21 protein-coding genes are annotated in these 18,192 nt (G+C 61.4%); 5 read left to right on the forward strand and 16 right to left on the reverse strand.

What is annotated here, in order from left to right; translation table 11 throughout:
* Positions 1-3 precede the first annotated feature (3 nt).
* The 6 genes from B4394_RS03375 to B4394_RS03400 form a co-directional block, all read right to left on the reverse strand.
* The gene (locus tag B4394_RS03375; protein WP_052544301.1) at positions 4-2,202 is read right to left on the reverse strand and encodes an FtsK/SpoIIIE domain-containing protein; all 2,199 of its coding nucleotides are present in this window, start codon (positions 2,200-2,202) and stop codon (positions 4-6) included.
* Positions 2,202-2,555 (reverse strand): hypothetical protein, encoded by a 354-nt coding sequence (locus tag B4394_RS03380; protein ID WP_052586096.1) that lies wholly within the window; start codon positions 2,553-2,555, stop codon positions 2,202-2,204. The genes B4394_RS03375 and B4394_RS03380 overlap by 1 nt, the downstream gene beginning before the upstream one ends.
* 696 nt (positions 2,556-3,251) lie before the next feature.
* Positions 3,252-4,124, reverse strand: coding sequence for a hypothetical protein (locus tag B4394_RS03385; RefSeq protein ID WP_052544299.1), 873 nt, complete (start codon positions 4,122-4,124; stop codon positions 3,252-3,254).
* A 34-nt stretch (positions 4,125-4,158) separates the two neighbouring features.
* Complete coding sequence (locus B4394_RS03390) at positions 4,159-4,434, reverse strand: hypothetical protein (RefSeq protein ID WP_052544298.1); 276 nt, start codon at positions 4,432-4,434, stop codon at positions 4,159-4,161.
* 8 nt (positions 4,435-4,442) lie between these two features.
* The gene (locus B4394_RS03395) at positions 4,443-6,809 is read right to left on the reverse strand and encodes a phage/plasmid primase, P4 family (RefSeq protein WP_052586099.1); all 2,367 of its coding nucleotides are present in this window, start codon (positions 6,807-6,809) and stop codon (positions 4,443-4,445) included.
* A complete protein-coding gene (locus B4394_RS03400; protein WP_052544296.1) occupies positions 6,806-7,414 on the reverse strand; it encodes a hypothetical protein in 609 nt (202 codons plus the stop codon). The genes B4394_RS03395 and B4394_RS03400 overlap by 4 nt, the downstream gene beginning before the upstream one ends.
* Before the next feature lie 182 nt (positions 7,415-7,596).
* Between B4394_RS03400 and B4394_RS25620 the strand changes: the two genes are divergently transcribed.
* Both B4394_RS25620 and B4394_RS03405 read left to right on the forward strand, forming a co-directional pair.
* A complete protein-coding gene (locus tag B4394_RS25620) occupies positions 7,597-7,719 on the forward strand; it encodes a hypothetical protein (RefSeq protein ID WP_258544467.1) in 123 nt (40 codons plus the stop codon).
* 664 nt (positions 7,720-8,383) lie between these two features.
* Entirely contained in the window at positions 8,384-8,809 is a 426-nt protein-coding gene (locus B4394_RS03405; protein WP_052544295.1) for a hypothetical protein, read from the forward strand.
* 145 nt (positions 8,810-8,954) lie between these two features.
* On the opposite strand, the gene B4394_RS03410 is transcribed toward B4394_RS03405, so the two are convergent.
* The 6 genes from B4394_RS03410 to B4394_RS03435 form a co-directional block, all read right to left on the reverse strand.
* On the reverse strand, positions 8,955-9,509 hold the full coding sequence (locus B4394_RS03410; RefSeq protein WP_052572163.1) for a hypothetical protein: 555 nt from the start codon (positions 9,507-9,509) through the stop codon (positions 8,955-8,957).
* 60 nt (positions 9,510-9,569) lie between these two features.
* Complete coding sequence (locus B4394_RS03415; protein ID WP_139359891.1) at positions 9,570-10,883, reverse strand: hypothetical protein; 1,314 nt, start codon at positions 10,881-10,883, stop codon at positions 9,570-9,572.
* A 98-nt stretch (positions 10,884-10,981) separates the two neighbouring features.
* Positions 10,982-11,263, reverse strand: a complete 282-nt coding sequence (locus tag B4394_RS03420; RefSeq protein ID WP_052544292.1) for a hypothetical protein — start codon at positions 11,261-11,263, stop codon at positions 10,982-10,984.
* Between the two features lie 3 nt (positions 11,264-11,266).
* On the reverse strand, positions 11,267-11,671 hold the full coding sequence (locus B4394_RS03425; protein WP_052544291.1) for a hypothetical protein: 405 nt from the start codon (positions 11,669-11,671) through the stop codon (positions 11,267-11,269).
* Between the two features lie 9 nt (positions 11,672-11,680).
* Entirely contained in the window at positions 11,681-12,154 is a 474-nt protein-coding gene (locus tag B4394_RS03430; protein ID WP_052544290.1) for a GNAT family N-acetyltransferase, read from the reverse strand.
* 125 nt (positions 12,155-12,279) lie between these two features.
* The gene (locus tag B4394_RS03435) at positions 12,280-12,960 is read right to left on the reverse strand and encodes a chymotrypsin family serine protease (RefSeq protein WP_286141882.1); all 681 of its coding nucleotides are present in this window, start codon (positions 12,958-12,960) and stop codon (positions 12,280-12,282) included.
* A gap of 312 nt (positions 12,961-13,272) precedes the next feature.
* Here B4394_RS03435 and B4394_RS03440 point away from each other — a divergent pair, with 312 nt between their 5' ends.
* The 3 genes from B4394_RS03440 to B4394_RS03450 are packed head-to-tail and all read left to right on the forward strand — an operon-like array spanning position 13,273 to position 16,577.
* On the forward strand, positions 13,273-13,575 hold the full coding sequence (locus B4394_RS03440) for a hypothetical protein (RefSeq protein ID WP_052544289.1): 303 nt from the start codon (positions 13,273-13,275) through the stop codon (positions 13,573-13,575).
* A gap of 15 nt (positions 13,576-13,590) precedes the next feature.
* Entirely contained in the window at positions 13,591-15,927 is a 2,337-nt protein-coding gene (locus tag B4394_RS25325; RefSeq protein ID WP_174479475.1) for a hypothetical protein, read from the forward strand.
* A gap of 2 nt (positions 15,928-15,929) precedes the next feature.
* A complete protein-coding gene (locus tag B4394_RS03450) occupies positions 15,930-16,577 on the forward strand; it encodes a GAD-like domain-containing protein (protein ID WP_074243382.1) in 648 nt (215 codons plus the stop codon).
* A 3-nt stretch (positions 16,578-16,580) separates the two neighbouring features.
* On the opposite strand, the gene B4394_RS03455 is transcribed toward B4394_RS03450, so the two are convergent.
* The 4 genes from B4394_RS03455 to B4394_RS25015 all read right to left on the reverse strand — a co-directional run bounded on the left by B4394_RS03455 (position 16,581) and on the right by B4394_RS25015 (position 18,180).
* Entirely contained in the window at positions 16,581-16,922 is a 342-nt protein-coding gene (locus tag B4394_RS03455; protein ID WP_052544287.1) for a hypothetical protein, read from the reverse strand.
* A gap of 14 nt (positions 16,923-16,936) precedes the next feature.
* Positions 16,937-17,254: a hypothetical protein gene (locus B4394_RS03460; protein WP_052544286.1), complete on the reverse strand. Its 318-nt coding sequence runs from the start codon at positions 17,252-17,254 to the stop codon at positions 16,937-16,939.
* A complete protein-coding gene (locus B4394_RS03465) occupies positions 17,251-17,802 on the reverse strand; it encodes a recombinase family protein (protein WP_052544285.1) in 552 nt (183 codons plus the stop codon). Before B4394_RS03465 ends, B4394_RS03460 begins: the two co-directional genes overlap by 4 nt.
* 198 nt (positions 17,803-18,000) lie before the next feature.
* Positions 18,001-18,180 (reverse strand): hypothetical protein, encoded by a 180-nt coding sequence (locus B4394_RS25015; protein ID WP_128350546.1) that lies wholly within the window; start codon positions 18,178-18,180, stop codon positions 18,001-18,003.
* Positions 18,181-18,192 lie beyond the last annotated feature (12 nt).

Here is an 18,192-nt window from a genome sequence, read left to right on the forward strand (position 1 = left end):
CACTCACCACCCGTCCAGGTCGGTGCGCAGCGCAGGCCGCGAGGTCTCGGTTTCTGTCACGAGGGTGTCTTCCTTCTTCTCGGGAGGTGCAGGACGCACGGGTGTGCGTGGTGCAGGCTTGGGTGGTGCCGGTTTGGGTGCCGGGATGGGTTCGTCAGTGAAATCCAGGACTGGTGTGGCGATGCTGCTGGCGGTCTGCGCACCGAGCCAGTGCGGACTCAGCGGGTCGCACTTCTCCCTGCCGGGCAGCAGAGAACCGTCACGGTCGGTCAGCGGGATGACCGGGGTCTGGGCGACCTGCTCCAGTTCACCGTCCGACCAGGCGGGTGACGTGGCCTGGATGCCGAGACGCGGCGCAAGCCACGGAACTGATGCGCTGACCGGCTCCCACTGCTCCCACTCGGCGCGCACCTCGGCGGTCGGTGGAGCGACTTTCGGGTCGGCGCGGGGGTCGAGCGAAGTGGTGCCGGGACTCCACCCGTACAGCGACTGGAAGATGATGACTTTCTTGCTCAGCTCGTCACCCGTCATGCCGCGCCCCTTGTGGCCGACCAGGCGAGGACCAAGTTGTGCGGCCCGCTCGCGGGTAGCCGCACCGAAAGCGTTGTTCAAAGTCTCCGAATCATCGGGATTGCCGAGTGCCACGGCCATCGAGATGTTCGCCTGCCACGAGCCAGGAATGCTGGCCGGGTCGGACTGCTCTTTGCGCACGGTCTGCGTGGAGAGCACGACGTGAATGCGGGTCTCGCGCGCCACACGGAGCAGGGAATCCACGAGCAGCCGGAACCATTTCAGTCCCTTGGTTCCGTATTGGCTGAGGATTCCCATGCCCAGGTATCCGAACTCATCGAGCACCACGGCGATAGGCGGGAAGTCGAACGCCGAACCGCCTTTACCTTCGCGCTTGGCTTGCGCGGCTGCGGCAATGCGCCGGTCCATCTCGGCTTTCACCGCTGCCAGCATCACCACCAGCTGGCCGGTGTCCGTGGCGACCATCTGAATTCCCGGCAGCCCTTCCAAACCTGCGAAATCAGACGGCTTGCCGGAGGCGACGAACAGTCGCCAGCCACCACCGGCATCCTGCCCGGTACGCGGATCGCGGTACCCGGTACGCAACATTTCAATCTGAGTACGCACCCAGACGGACTTACCGCCGCCCGTGCCGCCCACGACGAAAGCGTGCGGATAGTCGGTGAGCGGAAAGGTCAGCCATTGGCCTCGCGCATCTACCCCGAGTGCCCATTCGGCGGCGTGATAGCGAGAAATTGCCTCTGCTACCGAACGCACTGGAGCACTCGGCGCGCTCGGTGCCAAGGCTTTCGGGAACACGTCAGGAGCGTCCTCGAAATGCAGCTCGACAGTGCCGCCGCGACCGTCCAGGATGCGCAGGTTTTCGGAGTTCATGCCTGCCGCTGAGAAGCCGGACCGCAGCGCGGCAAGACCGCGTGCCCACTTGTCGGCTGAATCGCCGGGCCGGTGCGCGAACCGCAGAATGAGTCCGTTCTCATCAATCGTGGCTGCCACCAAAACAGGCACGTCGATGATCGTCAACTTGCGTTCGTAGATGCCGTACTCGCCCTGGATCGACTCGGGGCGGGTGTCTGCCGGAGCCACACCAGCAGCCTCCAAAAGCCGGGAGAACCAGTTGTCGTCGCGGACCTTTTCCAGCATCTCGTACCGTGCCAGGTCGGGAATCAGGCTCTCCACCTGATCGGACCAACCAACGAACGCTGGCTCACTCGCCAGCGCGGGATTCTCCCGGCGAATCACGGCGCTGATGATGTTGTCCTGGCTAATTCCACCACCGGGCATCAGCGTCAGCACCGGCCCCGGTGCGGAGGAGTTCAAACCCAGCAGGGAAGCCAGGCTCGGCGGCGGCGAGCTGCGCCAGTGCATCAACCAGATCGGCCCCGCCCCATGCGATCCGCCCCGGCGCACGGTGCGCGGTGCGGTGAGGAGCCGCTTCTCTTCGTCGCCCCACACCTTGTCGCACTCAGCCACTTTGCGGTTGCGTTCCGTCTCGGCTTTGAGCGCGATGCCCTCCAGCTTGTCCTGGACGTTCTCGCGTTCGATTTGCGCGCGTTGCGCATCGACACGGGCGATGTTGGCGTTCTGGTTCGCGACGCGAACGTTGTTCTGCCGGATGAACGTTTCATGCTTCTCGCGTTTGCGGGCCTCGTAGGCGCGCTTGTTGCTGGCCATCACGAAATCCCGTTCTGGGCCTGCTCGGCCTGCACGCGCTCAGTAGCGCGCTGCACTGCCGCCTTGCCGCGCTTGTCCGCTTTCTTGACAGCGGCGCGTGTCAAGCGCCGCTCGGCGTCCTCGGCATCGGCCATGGCGTTACGGCTTTCGTACCGGGCGTCAGCCCACTCAGTGGGCTGGACGGGCGCGGCGGGGGTGATCCGGCGCTGGGCATTGGCATGGCTCTGGTAGGCCGCATATCCGAGGGCTCCGGCAATGATCAAGAGCAAGAGGCCGAGGATGGCGCTCCAATAAACCATGCTGGCGAGGCCCAGGATGCCGAGGATAATCGCCATCGGCACAAGCTTTTTCATCCGAACCTCCCTTCCTAGAGCTAGCTCTACGGGGCAGACCGCTTGCGGGCTGATCCGGAGCTAATTGGGATTTTAATACCGGTCGATTTGCCCTGTCAAGCTATATCAACACCAAATCTGTTGTCTACCAGCCATTTCTGTTATTCTGACATTAACAGTCGTATTTGCCAGCGAGTTAGAAACCCATGCTGAGCTGGGGTTTTGTTGAGTGCAGAGGGTGCAAGAAAAGTCAGAGACCCGACATTCATGCAGGTCAGAGAGTTTCCACTGAGCGTGACCGCAAGGTGTTAACACTGAAATATCACAGCTCACAAGGTTTTTGGTGAACAGAAAGTTCGCCGTGCAGCGACAATCCTTGTGCAAGAAAATCTTCCAGAATCAGTGAAAAGATCTTCCAGGAACACTGAACGGGCGTCCCAACCCCGATAATGAGGCATTCATGCCGCCTCTCGTGAAGCCCGAAAATTGGCCTTAGAGGCCGTCTTACGGGCGGGGTTCCAAGCGGACCTGCGGGCGGGGCGTCAAGCCGGGCTTGTATGCCTGTAGATCGGGTTTTGACCTCGCCCTATGCGAGGGTGTGCCGGACGAAAAACAAGGTGTCCGAAAATCTTACGTCGGATCTTACGGACCGTCTTACAGAGCACCTTACGGAGCGTCTTACAGACCATCTGAAATAGAGCCTTACCGGAAGCGGAATCAGGACACGGCTACGAGGCTATGAGGACGCTCTCGCTCAGCAGCCGCCAGCACTTTGGTGATCACACCATGATGGACGCCGAGCTGCCTCTCGATCACGTTCTTGCGGGACTCAGTTTCAGCCAGGGCAAGGATCTTGGCAACGGTGGCCGCATCCGTCCGAAGCCGCTCGGATGACACGATCCTCTCAGCCAGCGCGGTGATCTCCGGCGCGGAATTGGCCGCGCCAGGGCTCCCCTGCGGCGCGTTGGACGACGCGGGACGCGGAGTCACGGGAGGCGTGGTGGGGCGCGGAGCCACTGGCGCGGCGCTGGAGCCCGTTGAGGCGGCTTGACGCGGCGCGGGGGTGGGCGCGACCGGTTTGCTGACCTGCGGTTGCGCGGCGCGCTGGGCTGGCGCGCCCACCTTCATTCTGGCCGCGATGGGCGCAGTCAAGACAAGCCCCCTGGTCGCGCCGAACACGGACAAGTCGATTCCGAGGGGCGCGACCCAACTGAGTGACGCGGGGATTCCGAGCGCGGTGGTGAAGCCGTAGATACCGAACGCAGACCACCCAAACGTCACCGCCACCACACCCCACACGACGAGGGAAAGCAGGGTGTCAGAGCGGTCGGAACCGAGCATGCGGGACAGTGTGGGGAGACCGTGGACGGCCAACATGAGCAAGATGGGTGGGGCGCAGGCCCAGCCGATAGCGAGGTATTGGGCGGTCCCACTGGGCACGGTGAGCCAGGCGTGGCCGACGTTTCCAGCTACCGAGAGCAGGGTGCTGATCGTCAGCCACAGCCACAGGAAGCGCCGGTCAGCCTTGAGTGTGGAGCTGACCGCTTGCGCCTCGGCAGCCTCGATCTCGCGTCGGGTCACGTACGTCATGGGGCCGATTTTCCCTGTGCTGGAGGACGTTTGACTAGCCATCATGTGTCACGTCCCCCGCCGGCCTCATGGCCTGCTCGATGGTGCGCTTGATGGCGATGAGCGCCGCGTGCAGGGTGTGCTCCACCACCTCAGGACCGAGATGCCCGGTGTACCGAGTGACGAGGATGCGAACCGCCCGGTTGACGGCGTAGTTCTCTTCCAGCATCTCTGTCGTGAGTTCGAAATGCTCCGGCTCGATGTCCTGGAAGATGAGTTGCACGGCTAGCGGCAGGGTGGGCAGATCCGAGTATGGATCGTGTTCGATCATGATTTCTCCTATGCGTAGGTGGATTGGAAGAGGGAGCGCACGGCGTGCGTGGACTGAGGTAGAGCAGCGATGCTTCCGTCGTCCGTGATTGCGTCGGAATCCGGGAAGAGAGCCGCAACCAGATCGGTCGCCGTTGTCGCGGATGCTTCCCACTGCTCGCGCGGCTTGATGATTACGTTCGTGACTGGCATGCCACTCCGAATCTGATCTATCCGGTCGCGAGTGACGCCTTCCTGCGCCAGTACGCGGTCACGGAACGCGAACTTGCCCATACCTCCCGCGCGCTCATCAGTCGTCCACGCTTCGAACGCGGAATGCAGATCGGTGATGCTCGCGTATCCCCCGGTGATCCAGCCTTCCTTGTCCCGGAACCGCGAGCCGGGCAGCGGCTGCCCATCGACGGTGCAGCACGCATCCAAGAATCGGGTCACCCGGTCTGATGCAGCACCGAACGCCGCCGACACGGCGGGATGAGGCTTGAGCCAGCGGTACCGGCGTGCCCGGTGTGCTCGACGCGCCAGAACCCACCTCACCGCGATTCCGGGCAACTCAGCCAGCAGCGCATCTTTCACCGTGGGGTCTTCCTTCCCCTGGTAAGTCTTGGGGAAGGAGACCGGCACGATGCGGTTCAGGTAGGCAGAGGAGTCCTCTCCCACGGTGGGCACGGTGTTCGCCGACATCGCGAACATGGCGGTGTTCTTGAAGGTGAACATCCGTCCGTACTTGCGATTGGCGGTGATCGGGTCTTCACCGAGCGCCATCTTGAACACGGACAGATCCTCGATATGGCCTTTCGGCATATCGGCCGCGATGTTGAGGGCCTTGCCATACAGCTCAGCCGAGGCGAAATGATCCTTGCCGAGCTGTTGGAGCGATAGGGCGGCAACCAGTTCGGGGTCACCTACCATCGCTTCGGCGATGCTCAACATCGTGGACTTTCCCGAACGGCTCGGACCAAAGAGAAAGAGTCCCTTGGTGGGAGTGCGGCTCTCGTCCAAGAACTGGCTGATAGCCTCTTCAACCACCGGCACCTGCTTCTCGCCCACGCGATCGGTCAGCCACTCAACGTAGTTCGGCGCTTGCGCCTCCGGATTCCAGTCACACGGAATCTGCCTGGTGCTCATGTACTTCGGATCGTGCGGATGCAGTTCGAGCGTGTCGAGATGCAGCATGCCGTTGCGGAAATTCACGTAAGGGGCTCCGGTCTGACCGACCGGAAGGGTGCGCCCCTCCTGGTCGCAGGTGGCGTCGAGCCACTGACCCAATGTGCTCGCGTTTGACGGCGTGAAGTGGTTCCCGAGGATGCCCGCACTGACAGCTGTCAGTGCACGCTCGGAGACCACATACACACCCTTTCGGATGTACACAGACACCACGCCGGACGGTGTTGTGGCGACAGGAGTCTCGGACTCCATGATCGCGGTGCCGAGGTCCGCCACGGCCAGTCCACCACCATCACGCAGCCACACACTGCCGTCCGAAACACGGCGCTGGCCGGACTCGTCGGTGGCGGCGCGGCCCTCGCCGAACGCTTCCATCACGGCGTCGATGGATTCCGCCCGAGCCGCCTGCTGCTCCTCGCGCTGCTGGCGCTTCTCGTCTCGACGGAGGCGCGCAGGTGGCTTGCTGTGAGCAGGCTTGTGATAGGCGTCGTTGGGCAGTTTCCGGAGAATGTCGGCGCGCTCCTCGTCGGTGTCGAAGACACCGAGGTAATCGTCTATGCCTTGACTCCCACCTCCTGGGCACGGCAGGAACGCAACAGATTTCGCAGCCGGACCAATGGCGGATTTCAACCTCAACATCGCCTCGTACACCGCGATGTTCTCGGCAGCGTCGGCGTCCGGAAGCGCATAGACATCGCGTCCAGCGCACAGACGGATGACCTCACCGGGCAGGTTCCAGCGGTCCTCGCCGCCACCCGACCATGCGGTCACGCCGGGGATTCCGATGACCGTGACCTCATCGCCCAAATAGCTTGCAACGGCGTGTGATTGCTTTGTGCCCTCGACAATCCACACTGAACTCTTCTCACCAGCATCCGAACGGATGCCGTACCGGGGTGCGTCGTCTTTGACGAAGAGGTACTTCTTCGGCCTTCCCTTCCCATCCACAGGTGGCGTGTCCGGACGGTACTGCCAACGAATCGTGCCCGGCGCGTCGCGCCAGCCGAATAGCAGTCCGCGCGGGTTACCACCGTTGTGGTCGGTGACCCAAGCGAAAGGCTGATTGGGCATCGTGTCGAGATCAACCAGTCCTGCGACTTCGCGGATGAGCGACTCAGGCGTATCCAGGTACTCGGCGCGAATCCCACTGTCCACGAGGGATTTGCGGCGCTCGGCGGACAGCGGCTGTCCGGGAAGCTCGATGGTGCTCACGCAGCCACCTCGCTTGGACGGAGTGCTCTGGCAAGCGCGGCGACTGTGCGGGGGTTGAGCCCCCACGTGCGGTGGATCAGGTCACGCAGGCCGCGCGCAAGCGCATCATGGCCAGCGTCGTAGTACGCGGCGGCAGTCTCCTCCAAAGCGACGATGCTCGCCCCGATGCGTGACAGCTCGGCATCGTCGCGGTGTTCGGCCACCTGGAGGTCGTAAACGGTGACGGCTGCTTCCCAAGCACGCTGCGCCGAGTCGGCCAGCTCGCGGTCGATGACAGCGCCACTCCAGAGCGCCTCGGTCAGCTCACGGGTGAGGTGTTCCAAGTTCGATGGGGCGCACTCAGCAGGGTGGCTGTCCGCCCACTCCCGCACGGCGTTGTCATCACCGGCTTCGGCTGCGCGGAACAGCGGCGCGAGCCAGGCGTGCTCGTCGGTGAGGCCGATCCAGGCGCTTGCGCCCCAGTCCGTCAACGCTTCCGAAGCCAAGGCCGGGTTGAGGGCGTGCATCCGCAGTCCAGAATGGACGAGCGCGGATTGTGGTGCGAATGCGGCCCGCATGGACATCGGCGGGAACTTCTTGTTGCGCGGGAATTCGGCGGGAAACATATATACTGTCCTTATCTACTGGGAGTGAGTGGATTGAAAGCCTCGGCGGTCGCACGCCGGGGCTTTCGCTTTATGCAGGTGTCGGTGATCCCCAGAGGACATCGGCGTCTTCTGGCCGAACGGCGTAGATGAATTTCTCGCCGGAGCCCCTTAGAACGATTGCAGGCAGTCGCCCCGTGGCGATGGCCAGTCGAACAGCAGTAGAACTGATCCCCTTCGACTGGGCGATGGCGCTCGGTAGCGCCAAGTCGGGCATCCCTTCGGGGGTGACGGTAAACGCGCTCATGGTGCTCCTTGGCTTGTGACTTCAACTTGCCATCACATTAGCTTCAGATAGCGCGGCATGCTGCGTTGATCACGCAGTGAATAGAGCTTTTAACTGCGAACACTCCCCCTGTTCGACTTGAAACAACAGGGAGAGTATGACGATCTGAATGTTTGCTACATCAACGGGAAGACCAGCCCGATGGCGGTCGGGAGAGGAGTCAGATCGAGCCCAACGCGATCCGCCCACGAGAAGGGGACGTGCACCCACACAGCCCCGAAACCCGACTCCAGGGCAAAACCGCCCATGTTGCGGGACCACAACTTGCGTGCACCGCAGAACGGGCAGCTATGAATTCCCGCAGATCACACCCTGAATTCCACGAAGGTGTTAACTTCAGCTCAACGGTGAAGTTGATGCTTCTATTAGTGCTAGAAGAAAAAATAAAAAACATTTTGAGGGTGACAAAAATTTTATTTATTTTTCCTATAGGGGTAGGTGCCGGGTGAACTTCACCGTTGAGCTGGTATTAACACCCCCGAAAGCATCACTCAACAATCCTGTTTGCCGAATTTCAGGGGCAGGTAGCCGAGCATGACCTGCGATTCCGATGGTAACAATTTGATAACGGAGCCTGGAGTGTTGGCTGAACGAACGGCGCAGCCTCCCCGAGCACACGCGAACCGCTCGTTAGGTTCACACATATGACCACACCGCAGATGCCCTACCCCTACACCAAGGGTGCCCGTATCTTCCTCGCACCCGGAGCCGCTGAACGCCTCGCGCGGTATCAAGGACTGCGCATAGTCCTTGACGACGATGGCAAGCCGCAGAAGCGGGAGAAGCCCAAAGAGCCCGTCACCGAACTTGAAGCCCAGCGCATTGCCGTTCTACCCGGTGGCTGGCTCCGTGCCGAGATCGTCTTTGAGGAAGATGTCACCCCCGGTACCAGGAAGCCTCATTTCGTGGTCGATGTCCTTCTACCGCCTCAAGAAGTGGTCGCTGTGCTACACGGTTGGTTCGGACACAACGCACCCGGATACGGCGACTACACGGACAAGGCCGAGTTAGCCGAATGGGACGCCTCCTGGGGCGTGACGCCCGCTCAGACGGACAGCAGCACCGAATAACCAGGCATTGTGCGGGGACACGCGGTGACGCATGACAGTGCCAACCTCGCTCGTCTCATACCTAAATCCGTTGCCTGAGCTGAGCCCGGTCTCGCTAGCCACCCGTACACCCGAACCACGCCCCCACCTGCGGATGTCGAGTCCCTTACCAGTCACTCCTACGCATCCGTGCCACGCGGCCCCGGAGACCAGTTCTGCCGCTATCCCCACGATACGGTCCGAGATCAACCTCAAAACTCTCATCAACCGAATGCACCGTGTGTCCACCCCAAGTAGCGCCGGGCTTCACGCGCGTAAATCCCTTGCTGTTGCGCTCCAACACCAAGGCGATGACCGTAGGTCTGTCATCCTTCGCGCACCGCAAGGTGACGGGCAGCGCCTCCACGTCCAGAATCTCTACGTCCCCCTTGGGGAAGTCTGGGTCCAAGACTCCTCTGGGGAGTTCGTAGCCTGCTCCGTACGGAACAACGACGCCCTTGACCAGATAGCCCGCCTCGATGCGCGTCTGCCTGATCCCCTCATCGGAAGGGTCGTACTGAGGAGACCGACACACGAGCAAAGCCAGCGGATATCCTCCGTAACACTCCGGCATCAACCGAGCCCTGGCCGGTGTCAGCGCCGTAACACCCACGATGTCGTACTCCGGTTGTTCCCCCAGACCCGACATATCGCCCCTCTCAACTCCGAGAACGAAAACCACGTCCTACTCAGAAAAGGGACGCTACCCGCGACCCGACAACCGATGTTCCGACACGCAGAGCTACGAGGGTGTCAACAACCGAACACCGTCAAGGGAGCCTGTGGCTGCTTCCCGATCGCGCTTGCGCTCAAGTGCACGCCGCCACGTCCGGTCCATCGGCTTACCGGGAAGTTTCGGCCGCTCCGATGGACTCCAATGCCCAGCAGACAGCACGGGGAGGATCTTGCTCGTCCACTCTCGCAGTGCAGGTGATTCGATGGAGCCGTTGGTCATGATGGAATCTGAATTGTCGTCAGCGACAGTGAATATCTGTACGCCCTCTAGCGTTCCGAGTTCATTCGACACAAATACCCACGCCAGCACGCTTCGTGGCACCCCACCTATCGGGAAGTCGATGGGCAGCGGGTGATCGTGGAAAACAAGGCATTTCGAGTTCGGCAATGTTAGAGAAGTCAACGGTGAGTCAGCGGGAGTAGCCGCCTCGATCTCGTCACGAGTGAGGAAGTACGCGGGGGACTTCATCCAAAGTCGTGCGCTGAACATGGATTTCAACTCCATATCCAACCTCTGCCGCGACGGCCTCTCAGAAAAGTGACGTTCAGCAGCGAACGTCGCCGATTGGTGAAAGGCGCGGAATCTAATGGAGTAGATCATGCCTGGAGTCAGCGGAACCCCACTGTTAAGGCTGTCGATAAAGTCTCCCACTATTTCACTCATCTTGATGAGGCGAGTGTTTTCCTTCACGGCAGCAGAGAGCCAAGGAAGCCGAATATCGTCGTAGTCTGCTGTCTCTGCAACAACTTTGACATCATTCGCAAGTTCGTACATCTGTGCTGTGTGGAACGTACGCCATTCCTCGTCCAGTTCGGGACGGTCAAGTCCGAGTGCGCGGCGCTCGGCGTCCGATCTGTGTGTGGTCGGCACATTTATCGGGTAATCGTCAGTGTCGTCTCCCGCTGGCGCTTTGGTAGGTGGGCGGGTGCCAACACCTGCGTCATATCCACGGACCACCAGCGGAGTGATGCCCGCATGTGCGTGCCGTAGGAACTCCAGGTCCAAGCGGTTGTCGGGCTGGAGGTACTGCTTGAGCGGCCCCACGAACAGAAACAGCCGACCTGTTTCGTCGTGCACACCACGCCACCATTCGTCGGGATGCGGGTCCGGGAAAACGGTGCCCGCGATCTTGATTGCTTTGTCCGCATCCCAAGACTGCGGATCGGTCAGCGTGCGTACGTCATACACATCGACTTCATAGCGGGACGACACATCAACAGCCAACGTCTCCAGCACCATCCACTCGCCGGAAGGGTTCTGCTGGCCGGTCCGTAATCCGAACTCCTCGGGGTTCGGGAACTGCGACTCATCAATGAACAACGCGGGAATAGGGGAACCGAACTGCGACCCATCGACTCGCGCGAAGGTTCCGTTGTCTTCCGCCAGCTCACCAGAGTCAGGACCAACCAGAAACCCCATCAGAGGACAACCGTGTACAGACGCGCATCACATTCGGACGGAAGCTCCCACACAACAGGTGTTTGTGCCACGTCGTCATCGTCCATCGAGTCCCAGTCCACGTCGAGCACAACAAAGCACCGGTCCGGGTTCACTGACAACACCACCGCGTCCGCCCGCACACCATCCTCAGGCTCGAAAGCAACAACACGCTCACCGACCCGTGGCGTGGGACCGGTGTAGGGAGCTGGCGTGTGCCCGTCACGATCACGGAAGTTGATGTCGATCTGAATTCGCCGCATAGGTCAGTCCTCCTTCCCGCTTCTCCACGTCGGGCACTTGCGTCGCGTGCTACTCCAGACTAACGCCAGCGCATCACAATCAAGCATCCGAGCCATGTCGTCCTGACCCACCAGATAGTGCATGTCAGGCGGCATATCGGGCACGACGCAGAATCCCAACTCCTCTAGCGTATCGGCCCAGACGGGGGCGATAGCTTTCCCTTTGAGAGGAACCGCAGCGCGCAATCGGATGATTGCCTCATCATCTGATTCGCCCTGGCGCACCATCACGCCGCTGACCGACACGCCATAACGTCCGCTAAGCCCTTGCTCCAAGTGCCTGTCGTAGGTTTTTCGCGCATTGGCACGGCACCCTTGAGCCGAGAACGGGGCGAATCGAACGATCAGCAATCGCCCCTCCACGCCCATACAAACAGCCTAGAACTCCGTCAAGCTCGGCACCCAACCATTCGGGTACCGCACCATCTCCTCGTTACGACAACGGTCCATATCGAATCTTCGCTGCGCTAGCTCATCGGCTTTCTCAAACCCGTACCGCTTGTACCAGCTCACGAGCCGCACCGTGTTCATCACCTCCTGCGTGCCCTGCCCTTCCCCCACCACGCACATCCACACCGGAAGTCCCTTGATGTCGGCATAACGCACCACCGCATCCAGGAGCTTCGAACCGATCCCCTTGCCTCTATCCTGCTCGTCTATCACGATGTCGTGCAGTTTCAACGACGACTCGATAGGCAGGCGGTAACGCGCCAGATGCTCCGGCAACCCACGGTCCGATGGCCTTTTCGTAAAAGAGAAGGTTTCCACCGGACGGGTGTCCCAACCGTGCACGAGCCACTTCTCATCAACACCAGTCAGCTCGGCGAAATCAGCAGGCACATCTACAGGCATAACCGCAGCGTATCGCCGCCGTCCGACAACGCCGGCTCAAATTGGTGTCCCCCACCCAACGTCCCCGCCGTGCACCGCCGCTCTGCATGGTCCATGTGCCGTTCGGAGCGAACCGCCAGCTAGCGCTAATCGCCGATCCATACCTTGAAGCCGTCGCCCCAGACCCCAGCCTGTTCTTTGATGAGTCGTATGACCGATCCGATGGGTTGGGCCTGGCTTCCCGCACCACCACCCAACTGTTCCTGGTTTCCGCTAGAACCCATCGCAACGAGCGTCGGCCCAGAGGTCACCCACGGACACCCCGAATCCCCCGGCAATTGCACCATGTCGCTGTAAACGAGCGACAGGTCAGGGCGGTCGCTGTTGTACTTGACTTTCGTGATCCGACCGCGCGTCTTTCCGCTGCGCTCACCGTATTTCGTCACCCAATCGCCCTCGTCGATGGTGCCCAGGCCCGTGAAGTACGGCTCCAAACTGAATCTCTTGTAGACGGAAAACACCGTGTATCCGCGTGCGCCAACCAGCTTGCCGTGACCGTCTGAAACGTCCTCCAACCAGGCCACGACTCTGCCGATCTCCACACCGTTCTTGGAATACACCAGCTCATCGGCCCCACCAGCGCAATGCCCGGAAGTCACCGCCAGCCGATCGCCACGTGCGTTGAATCCGAAGAATCCCAGCGAGCATGTCCCGCTAGAGAAGCTAATCGGCATTCCCACTACCAGCAGGTTCTTGGCTTGCGCAACGGGCGGCACAACCATCCCGACCAGCACCGCCACCAACGCACCGACCACTACCCGTCGCACCGCTCGCACCGCCCCGACCTCCCATTTCAGCTTGGCGGGAGCCTATCCGACCGTTCTGACATCAGTGTTCACTTGTGGTCCAGTGGTGTCCCCCCACCCACCGCCAGAGCACCGCAGCGCAGCGGCGATGCTCTGGCGGTGGGTGGGCAAGGCGCGTGACCACTCCTACCAGCGACGTTCTTGATGCCACAAACGTGGCTGGTCCTCGTGGGTGTGACAGATTGCTGGAACAGCCGACCGATCAGTGGTGTCCCCCTCACTATGGCTGTAGTCTGCCCCTGATCAGCTAACCGATACAGGGAGGAATCTAGGGTGGGTGATCCGCTCAAGCTCGATTTAGAGGCTCTGGGCCGCTTGCGCCCGCAGATCGAATCCTTGGTGGACAAGATCAACTCGGAGACGCCCGCCCCCAGTGCGAGCACAGGCGCTGATCCGGCGCTGGCCGCTTTGCATGATCTGTCGGGCCGCACCCTGCCGAACGTGCAGAAGATCGTGACCGGGTTCATGGGCAACTTCGCCGAGGTCGAGGAAGCAGGTCGGCGCGGGTTCATCGCCACCGAGGAGCACGGCGCGGCACTGTTTCGCCTCATGCCTGACCTGCACCGCCAGGCATAGCCAAGGGGTGCTGGGGTGGGGCCTACTGCGTCGCTGATGCTCGCGACCGATGTGAACTCGTACCGGGAAGCGCTGGACCCCGCCGCCAAGCTGATGGCGCGCCTCGAAGACCACACCCACGACTTCAAGGGCTACGTCGAGCGTCCGGGCGGCTCAACGTGGAGCGGCCTGTGGGCCACGGCTTCCCAAGACAAAGCTGATGGTGCGTGGCGCACTGTCGTGCACGCCCGCGACGCGATGGACGAGTCGGCTCGGGCGATGCTCAACACCATCGACTACGACATCATCCCGCCGCTCAACAACGGCAAAGCGATCTTGAACAACGTCCACGGCCAACCAGGTATCACCGTCAATGACGCCGAGTGCACGCTCAGTTACACCCCGCCCGAGGGGATGAGCAAGGAGACGGCGGACAAGAACGCCAAGATCGTCGCGGACGCTTCGCGTGAGTTGAAGGACTCGGCCACCAAGTGGTGGGCGGGCGTGGAGAAGCTCAAAGGCCAGGCCGACGCATCCGGAAACAAGGTGGCCGGTGAATTCAACTTGGCCGCTGCGATGTTCAACGTCAACAAGGCTGTTGCAGACACCAAACCCAAAGACGTTCCCGCCGCCGCAGCGCAGGACGACAACTTCTACAAGGACTGGTACCCCAAGGCCCACACCCCGGCCAGCACCGAAGCCGCTGCCGCGACCGCCCCAGCCAATCCGAACGCCCCCGTCCTGGGGCCACCCACCCCAGAGAAATCCGTTGACCCCAGCAAGTTGGGCACCATCGGCGGCACCGTCGATTACCTCAACAAGAACGCCACGCCCCCAACCCCGCCGAAGCCCGAACCTCCCAAGAAAGGCTTCCTGGATGGCTGGGTTGACGCCGCCAAACAGAAGGCCGAAGGGATCGTTGAACACGTCGGTGATCTGACAGGTTTGCACGGCGCGGACAAGGCCAAGGACGCTTGGGTTGATGTCGGTATCGGAGCAGCCAAAGACGCACTCAAACAAGCGATTCCCGGTGCTGACACGCCCTCGGCACTCGATCAAACCATTGACGCCTACAACAAGGCCGAGTACGCCAAGGCGCACGGCGGTTCGGCGGCGTCGTTGGCAGGTGCGGGATTCTTCGATATGCAGGCCAAAAGCGCCGAAGCCACCGCCGCCATCGCCACGGGCGGCACCGGGCGCTTACTGGAACGTGGGATTGTGGAAGGTGCGCTCGGAGCCGAAGGCCGAGCCGCCCTGCACGAGGGCATACCCACCCTCGACAACACCGTCAGTCACACCGTCAAAGGCTTCCTGAACGACGCCCTTCACCCCGAAACCCCCGCAGCACCCCATGTCGAGGCACCCGCAGTACCGCATGTCGAGACCCCTGCCGTACCCCACGCCGAGGCACCAGCCGCGCCGCACGCTGAGGTTCCCACGGCAACACATCCCGAGGCACCAGCGGTGCCGCACCACGAAACCCCCGCCGAACCAGCCCCACGATCCGAGACCCCTGCGACACCACACACGCCGCAACCCGTTGAACACACGTCGCCTGGCGCTGGACATGCTGAAACGAATTCCGCGCCCGTTGAACACAATCCAACATCACCGCCAGCCGTCACGGAGCACCACCCCTGGAGCGATGGCGCGGGAAGTGGCGCTCCGGCCATCGGTGACCACAGTCCTGTCGGCGGTGATCACCACCCCAACGGACCCGTGGCCGATCATGGCGGCGCACCACTTCGCAGCGCCGACGACATCCTGCACGAAGCCCGCGAATCCCACCGCGCCGAACGCGATCAAATGGATTGGGACAGAGGCGAACAGAACCTCCAAGACCTCGCCACCCATCACGGAGTGTCTGTCGATGAGCTACCCCGAACACCCCAATACGATGTTGATTCCCCGTCATATACCGACAAGCATGAGGCGAACCACTCCGCTGAGATTGACCGTCATGCCCAGCTGTGGGAACACGGCCTCAACACCCAGAGCGTCCAACAAGTCCTTGACCACATGGAAGCTGCGCGGCCACCCAGCACCGAAATCCGAAACGACCTGCGGGAAGGACTCTATGACTACGGCGTCGAAGACTTAATAGACGCGGGATACAGTGCTTCCGACGCCAAGCGCCTCGCCCGCGACTATGCAGATGCGCAGTTCCCGGCAGGATCGGGCCTCATTCCGCAACCAGTGATCCACAACCCGGACATCAAATTCGGGGGCTATACCAATGGCCTGACTTATGGTGACTGGCAAGTCAACAACGCGCTTGGTAACTTGACCAAACAGGAGAGCGATGCCTTCAAAGCATGGCTCAAAACCCAAGACCCGAATGCCATCGTGAACATCAGACTCGGTAGGGAGTGAAGGTGCCGGACGAATACTTCGAGTGCTTCCTCGAAGAGCTGCCCTTCTCCATCCCCGGTCCGGCGTGCACTGACGAACACGTGCACGCATACAGCGGGCTCGTTCCTGACTGTCTGATCTCGTACTGGCAGGAGTTTGGCTTCTCCGGATTCGGCAACGGCGCGGCTTGGCTCGTAGACCCCAATGCGTGGAAGGTCACCACCAACGAAGTCTTGCTCGACACAATCCGGCACCCCAAGTTGGATGAAGGGGCGCAGTACATTCCGTTTATCCGCAGCGCTTTCGGGAAAGTTTGGTTCTGGACTCCCGGCTACGGCATATCGGTCAGCGTAGAGCCAGCGCGGGGCATCATGTTTCTTAAGCCGCCAGCGAGGAAGTCAACCCCGAGTGGGCTACAGCGTTCGATGGAAGCGTTCTTCACTGCTGCTGACAAGGAGCGGTTCGAGTTCTTCGATAACGATGAAGCACCTATGTTTGATCGGGTATACGAGCATCTGGGACCGTTGCAATTCGATGAGGTTTACGGGTTCGCGCCGGGGCTGCGGATGGGCGGCACATCAACCGTGGAGAGCACGCACCTATTCCAGATAGATGTTCACATGGCGTTCCTCCGCACGGCAATCGGAGACGACTGGTACGTGACCGGCTAAGCGCTACCCGGCACGCTCGCACCCACAATCCACTGACCGTTCTCCTGCCGACCCACACTTGAAACACACCACATACCAAGCAATCTCAGATCGCTCAGCATCCCCCAGGGTCCCAAGCCATCGAGTCCATTCGGCCACCTGCTCGACGGGAATCACGTGAACCTGCGGGTCAGGGTGGTAGTCCCACCCGCCGTCCAGTTCGGCGTCAGCACCGTCGTCCTCGTGTATCTCGACGCCCTCGGGAGCCCACCGCATCGAATCCGTCCACGGATAAGCCCAATCGTCCAGACTCTCGTCATCAGGCTCATCGAGCAGGCCGTCAATGCGAGAGATCAGCTCATCCACGAGTCACCAGAATGTCAGCATTTGCGGTCTGCGGAGTGGTCTCGCAGCTGGTAGTCGAGCTTGTGTTCCAACTGGCCCGTCTCAGTCCTGACTATCTCACCGCGCTCGATAGCCTCAGTAAGCAGCGCATCCAGAAGGCTGGCAGGGGCGTTGTACCCCTCAACGACGCCGAACTCGACGGCAAAGTCGGCAAGCTGATCCACGACAACGCGATCGATCTGAATCGAACTCGCGGTCCTGGGCTTCACGATGCCCCCACCTGTCACATAGTGCGCGGTGTACGCACGGACAAGCAGGTGACGCAACCGATCCGTCGCCGTCACCTCCGTCACGACGATCCCAACATGCGATACAACGTGCTCCGTCCGACTCCCAGTGTCCGAGCGACATCACCCACCCGATGGCCAGCCGAGACCAACGTCCGGGCATGCTCGACTTGCCCAGCGCTCATCGCCACCGGTCGCCCAATCTTGGCTCCCCGCAACCGAGCAGCGGACAGACCTGCTTGAGTCCGCTCGATAATGAGTGAGCGCTCGAATTCGGCCAGCGCACCGAACACCGACAGCACGAGCCGCCCGCTGGCCGAGCTGGTGTCGATAGCCTCGGTCAAGCTGCGTAGATGAATGCCCCTGTTGGACAGGGACTCCACCAACTCCAGCAGGTTCCTGAGAGAGCGGGCCAGACGGTCGAGCCGCCACACGACGAGCGTGTCACCGGCACGCGACATCGCCAGGCACTTGTCGAGTTCGGGCCTACTCGACATCGAGCCACTCACACCCTCGTCGGTGAACACCTGCTCGACGCCAGCGGCATTGAGTGCGTCGAGCTGGAGGTCGGTGGACTGCTCGACGGTCGATACCCGCGCGTAGCCGATCAGCATGTCCCAGAACCCTCCGAGAGGCGAGATAAGGGAATCCCTTTGTGGGACAAAGTTTCGGGACGATAAATGTTGAGGTCGGCGTAACACGGTGTCTCGGAGTCGAGTCGTCCTGCAACCGAACGATTCTGGGACTGACTCAGACGGGCGTACAAGCCGACCAGCATCAGTCGCTCATCGGGACTCAATGAGGCTTCCGAATCAAGCATCGGACTCGACCGCCTCAACGAACTTGTTCACCAGACGAGCCCACACCCAACGGAGTTCGCCCACGGCGGCAGCGGTGCATCGTTCGGCGTCGGGGCCGACGAGACGGTTGGGTTCATCGAGCAGGTCGGCCAGGGCCATGAGATGAGTTCGAACGGTTGGTGTTTCGGGCATGACTCGACGCTA

The sequence above is a fragment of the Mycobacterium sp. D16Q16 genome (assembly GCF_002013745.1).
In the GTDB taxonomy this organism is placed as follows: Bacteria; Actinomycetota; Actinomycetes; order Mycobacteriales; family Mycobacteriaceae; genus Mycobacterium.

What these genes read in the sequence shown, in the direction of transcription:
- B4394_RS03375 (WP_052544301.1), bottom strand. Translation starts at nt 2,202, where the DNA reads ATGGCCAGCAACAAGCGCGCCTACGAGGCCCGCAAACGCGAGAAGCAT.
- B4394_RS03380 (WP_052586096.1), bottom strand. Translation starts at nt 2,555, where the DNA reads ATGAAAAAGCTTGTGCCGATGGCGATTATCCTCGGCATCCTGGGCCTC.
- B4394_RS03385 (WP_052544299.1), bottom strand. Translation starts at nt 4,124, where the DNA reads ATGACGTACGTGACCCGACGCGAGATCGAGGCTGCCGAGGCGCAAGCG.
- B4394_RS03390 (WP_052544298.1), bottom strand. Translation starts at nt 4,434, where the DNA reads ATGATCGAACACGATCCATACTCGGATCTGCCCACCCTGCCGCTAGCC.
- B4394_RS03400 (WP_052544296.1), bottom strand. Translation starts at nt 7,414, where the DNA reads ATGTTTCCCGCCGAATTCCCGCGCAACAAGAAGTTCCCGCCGATGTCC.
- B4394_RS25620 (WP_258544467.1), top strand. Translation starts at nt 7,597, where the DNA reads ATGGCCAGTCGAACAGCAGTAGAACTGATCCCCTTCGACTGGGCGATG.
- B4394_RS03405 (WP_052544295.1), top strand. Translation starts at nt 8,384, where the DNA reads ATGACCACACCGCAGATGCCCTACCCCTACACCAAGGGTGCCCGTATC.
- B4394_RS03420 (WP_052544292.1), bottom strand. Translation starts at nt 11,263, where the DNA reads ATGCGGCGAATTCAGATCGACATCAACTTCCGTGATCGTGACGGGCAC.
- B4394_RS03425 (WP_052544291.1), bottom strand. Translation starts at nt 11,671, where the DNA reads ATGGGCGTGGAGGGGCGATTGCTGATCGTTCGATTCGCCCCGTTCTCG.
- B4394_RS03430 (WP_052544290.1), bottom strand. Translation starts at nt 12,154, where the DNA reads ATGCCTGTAGATGTGCCTGCTGATTTCGCCGAGCTGACTGGTGTTGAT.
- B4394_RS03465 (WP_052544285.1), bottom strand. Translation starts at nt 17,802, where the DNA reads ATGCTGATCGGCTACGCGCGGGTATCGACCGTCGAGCAGTCCACCGAC.
- B4394_RS25015 (WP_128350546.1), bottom strand. Translation starts at nt 18,180, where the DNA reads ATGCCCGAAACACCAACCGTTCGAACTCATCTCATGGCCCTGGCCGAC.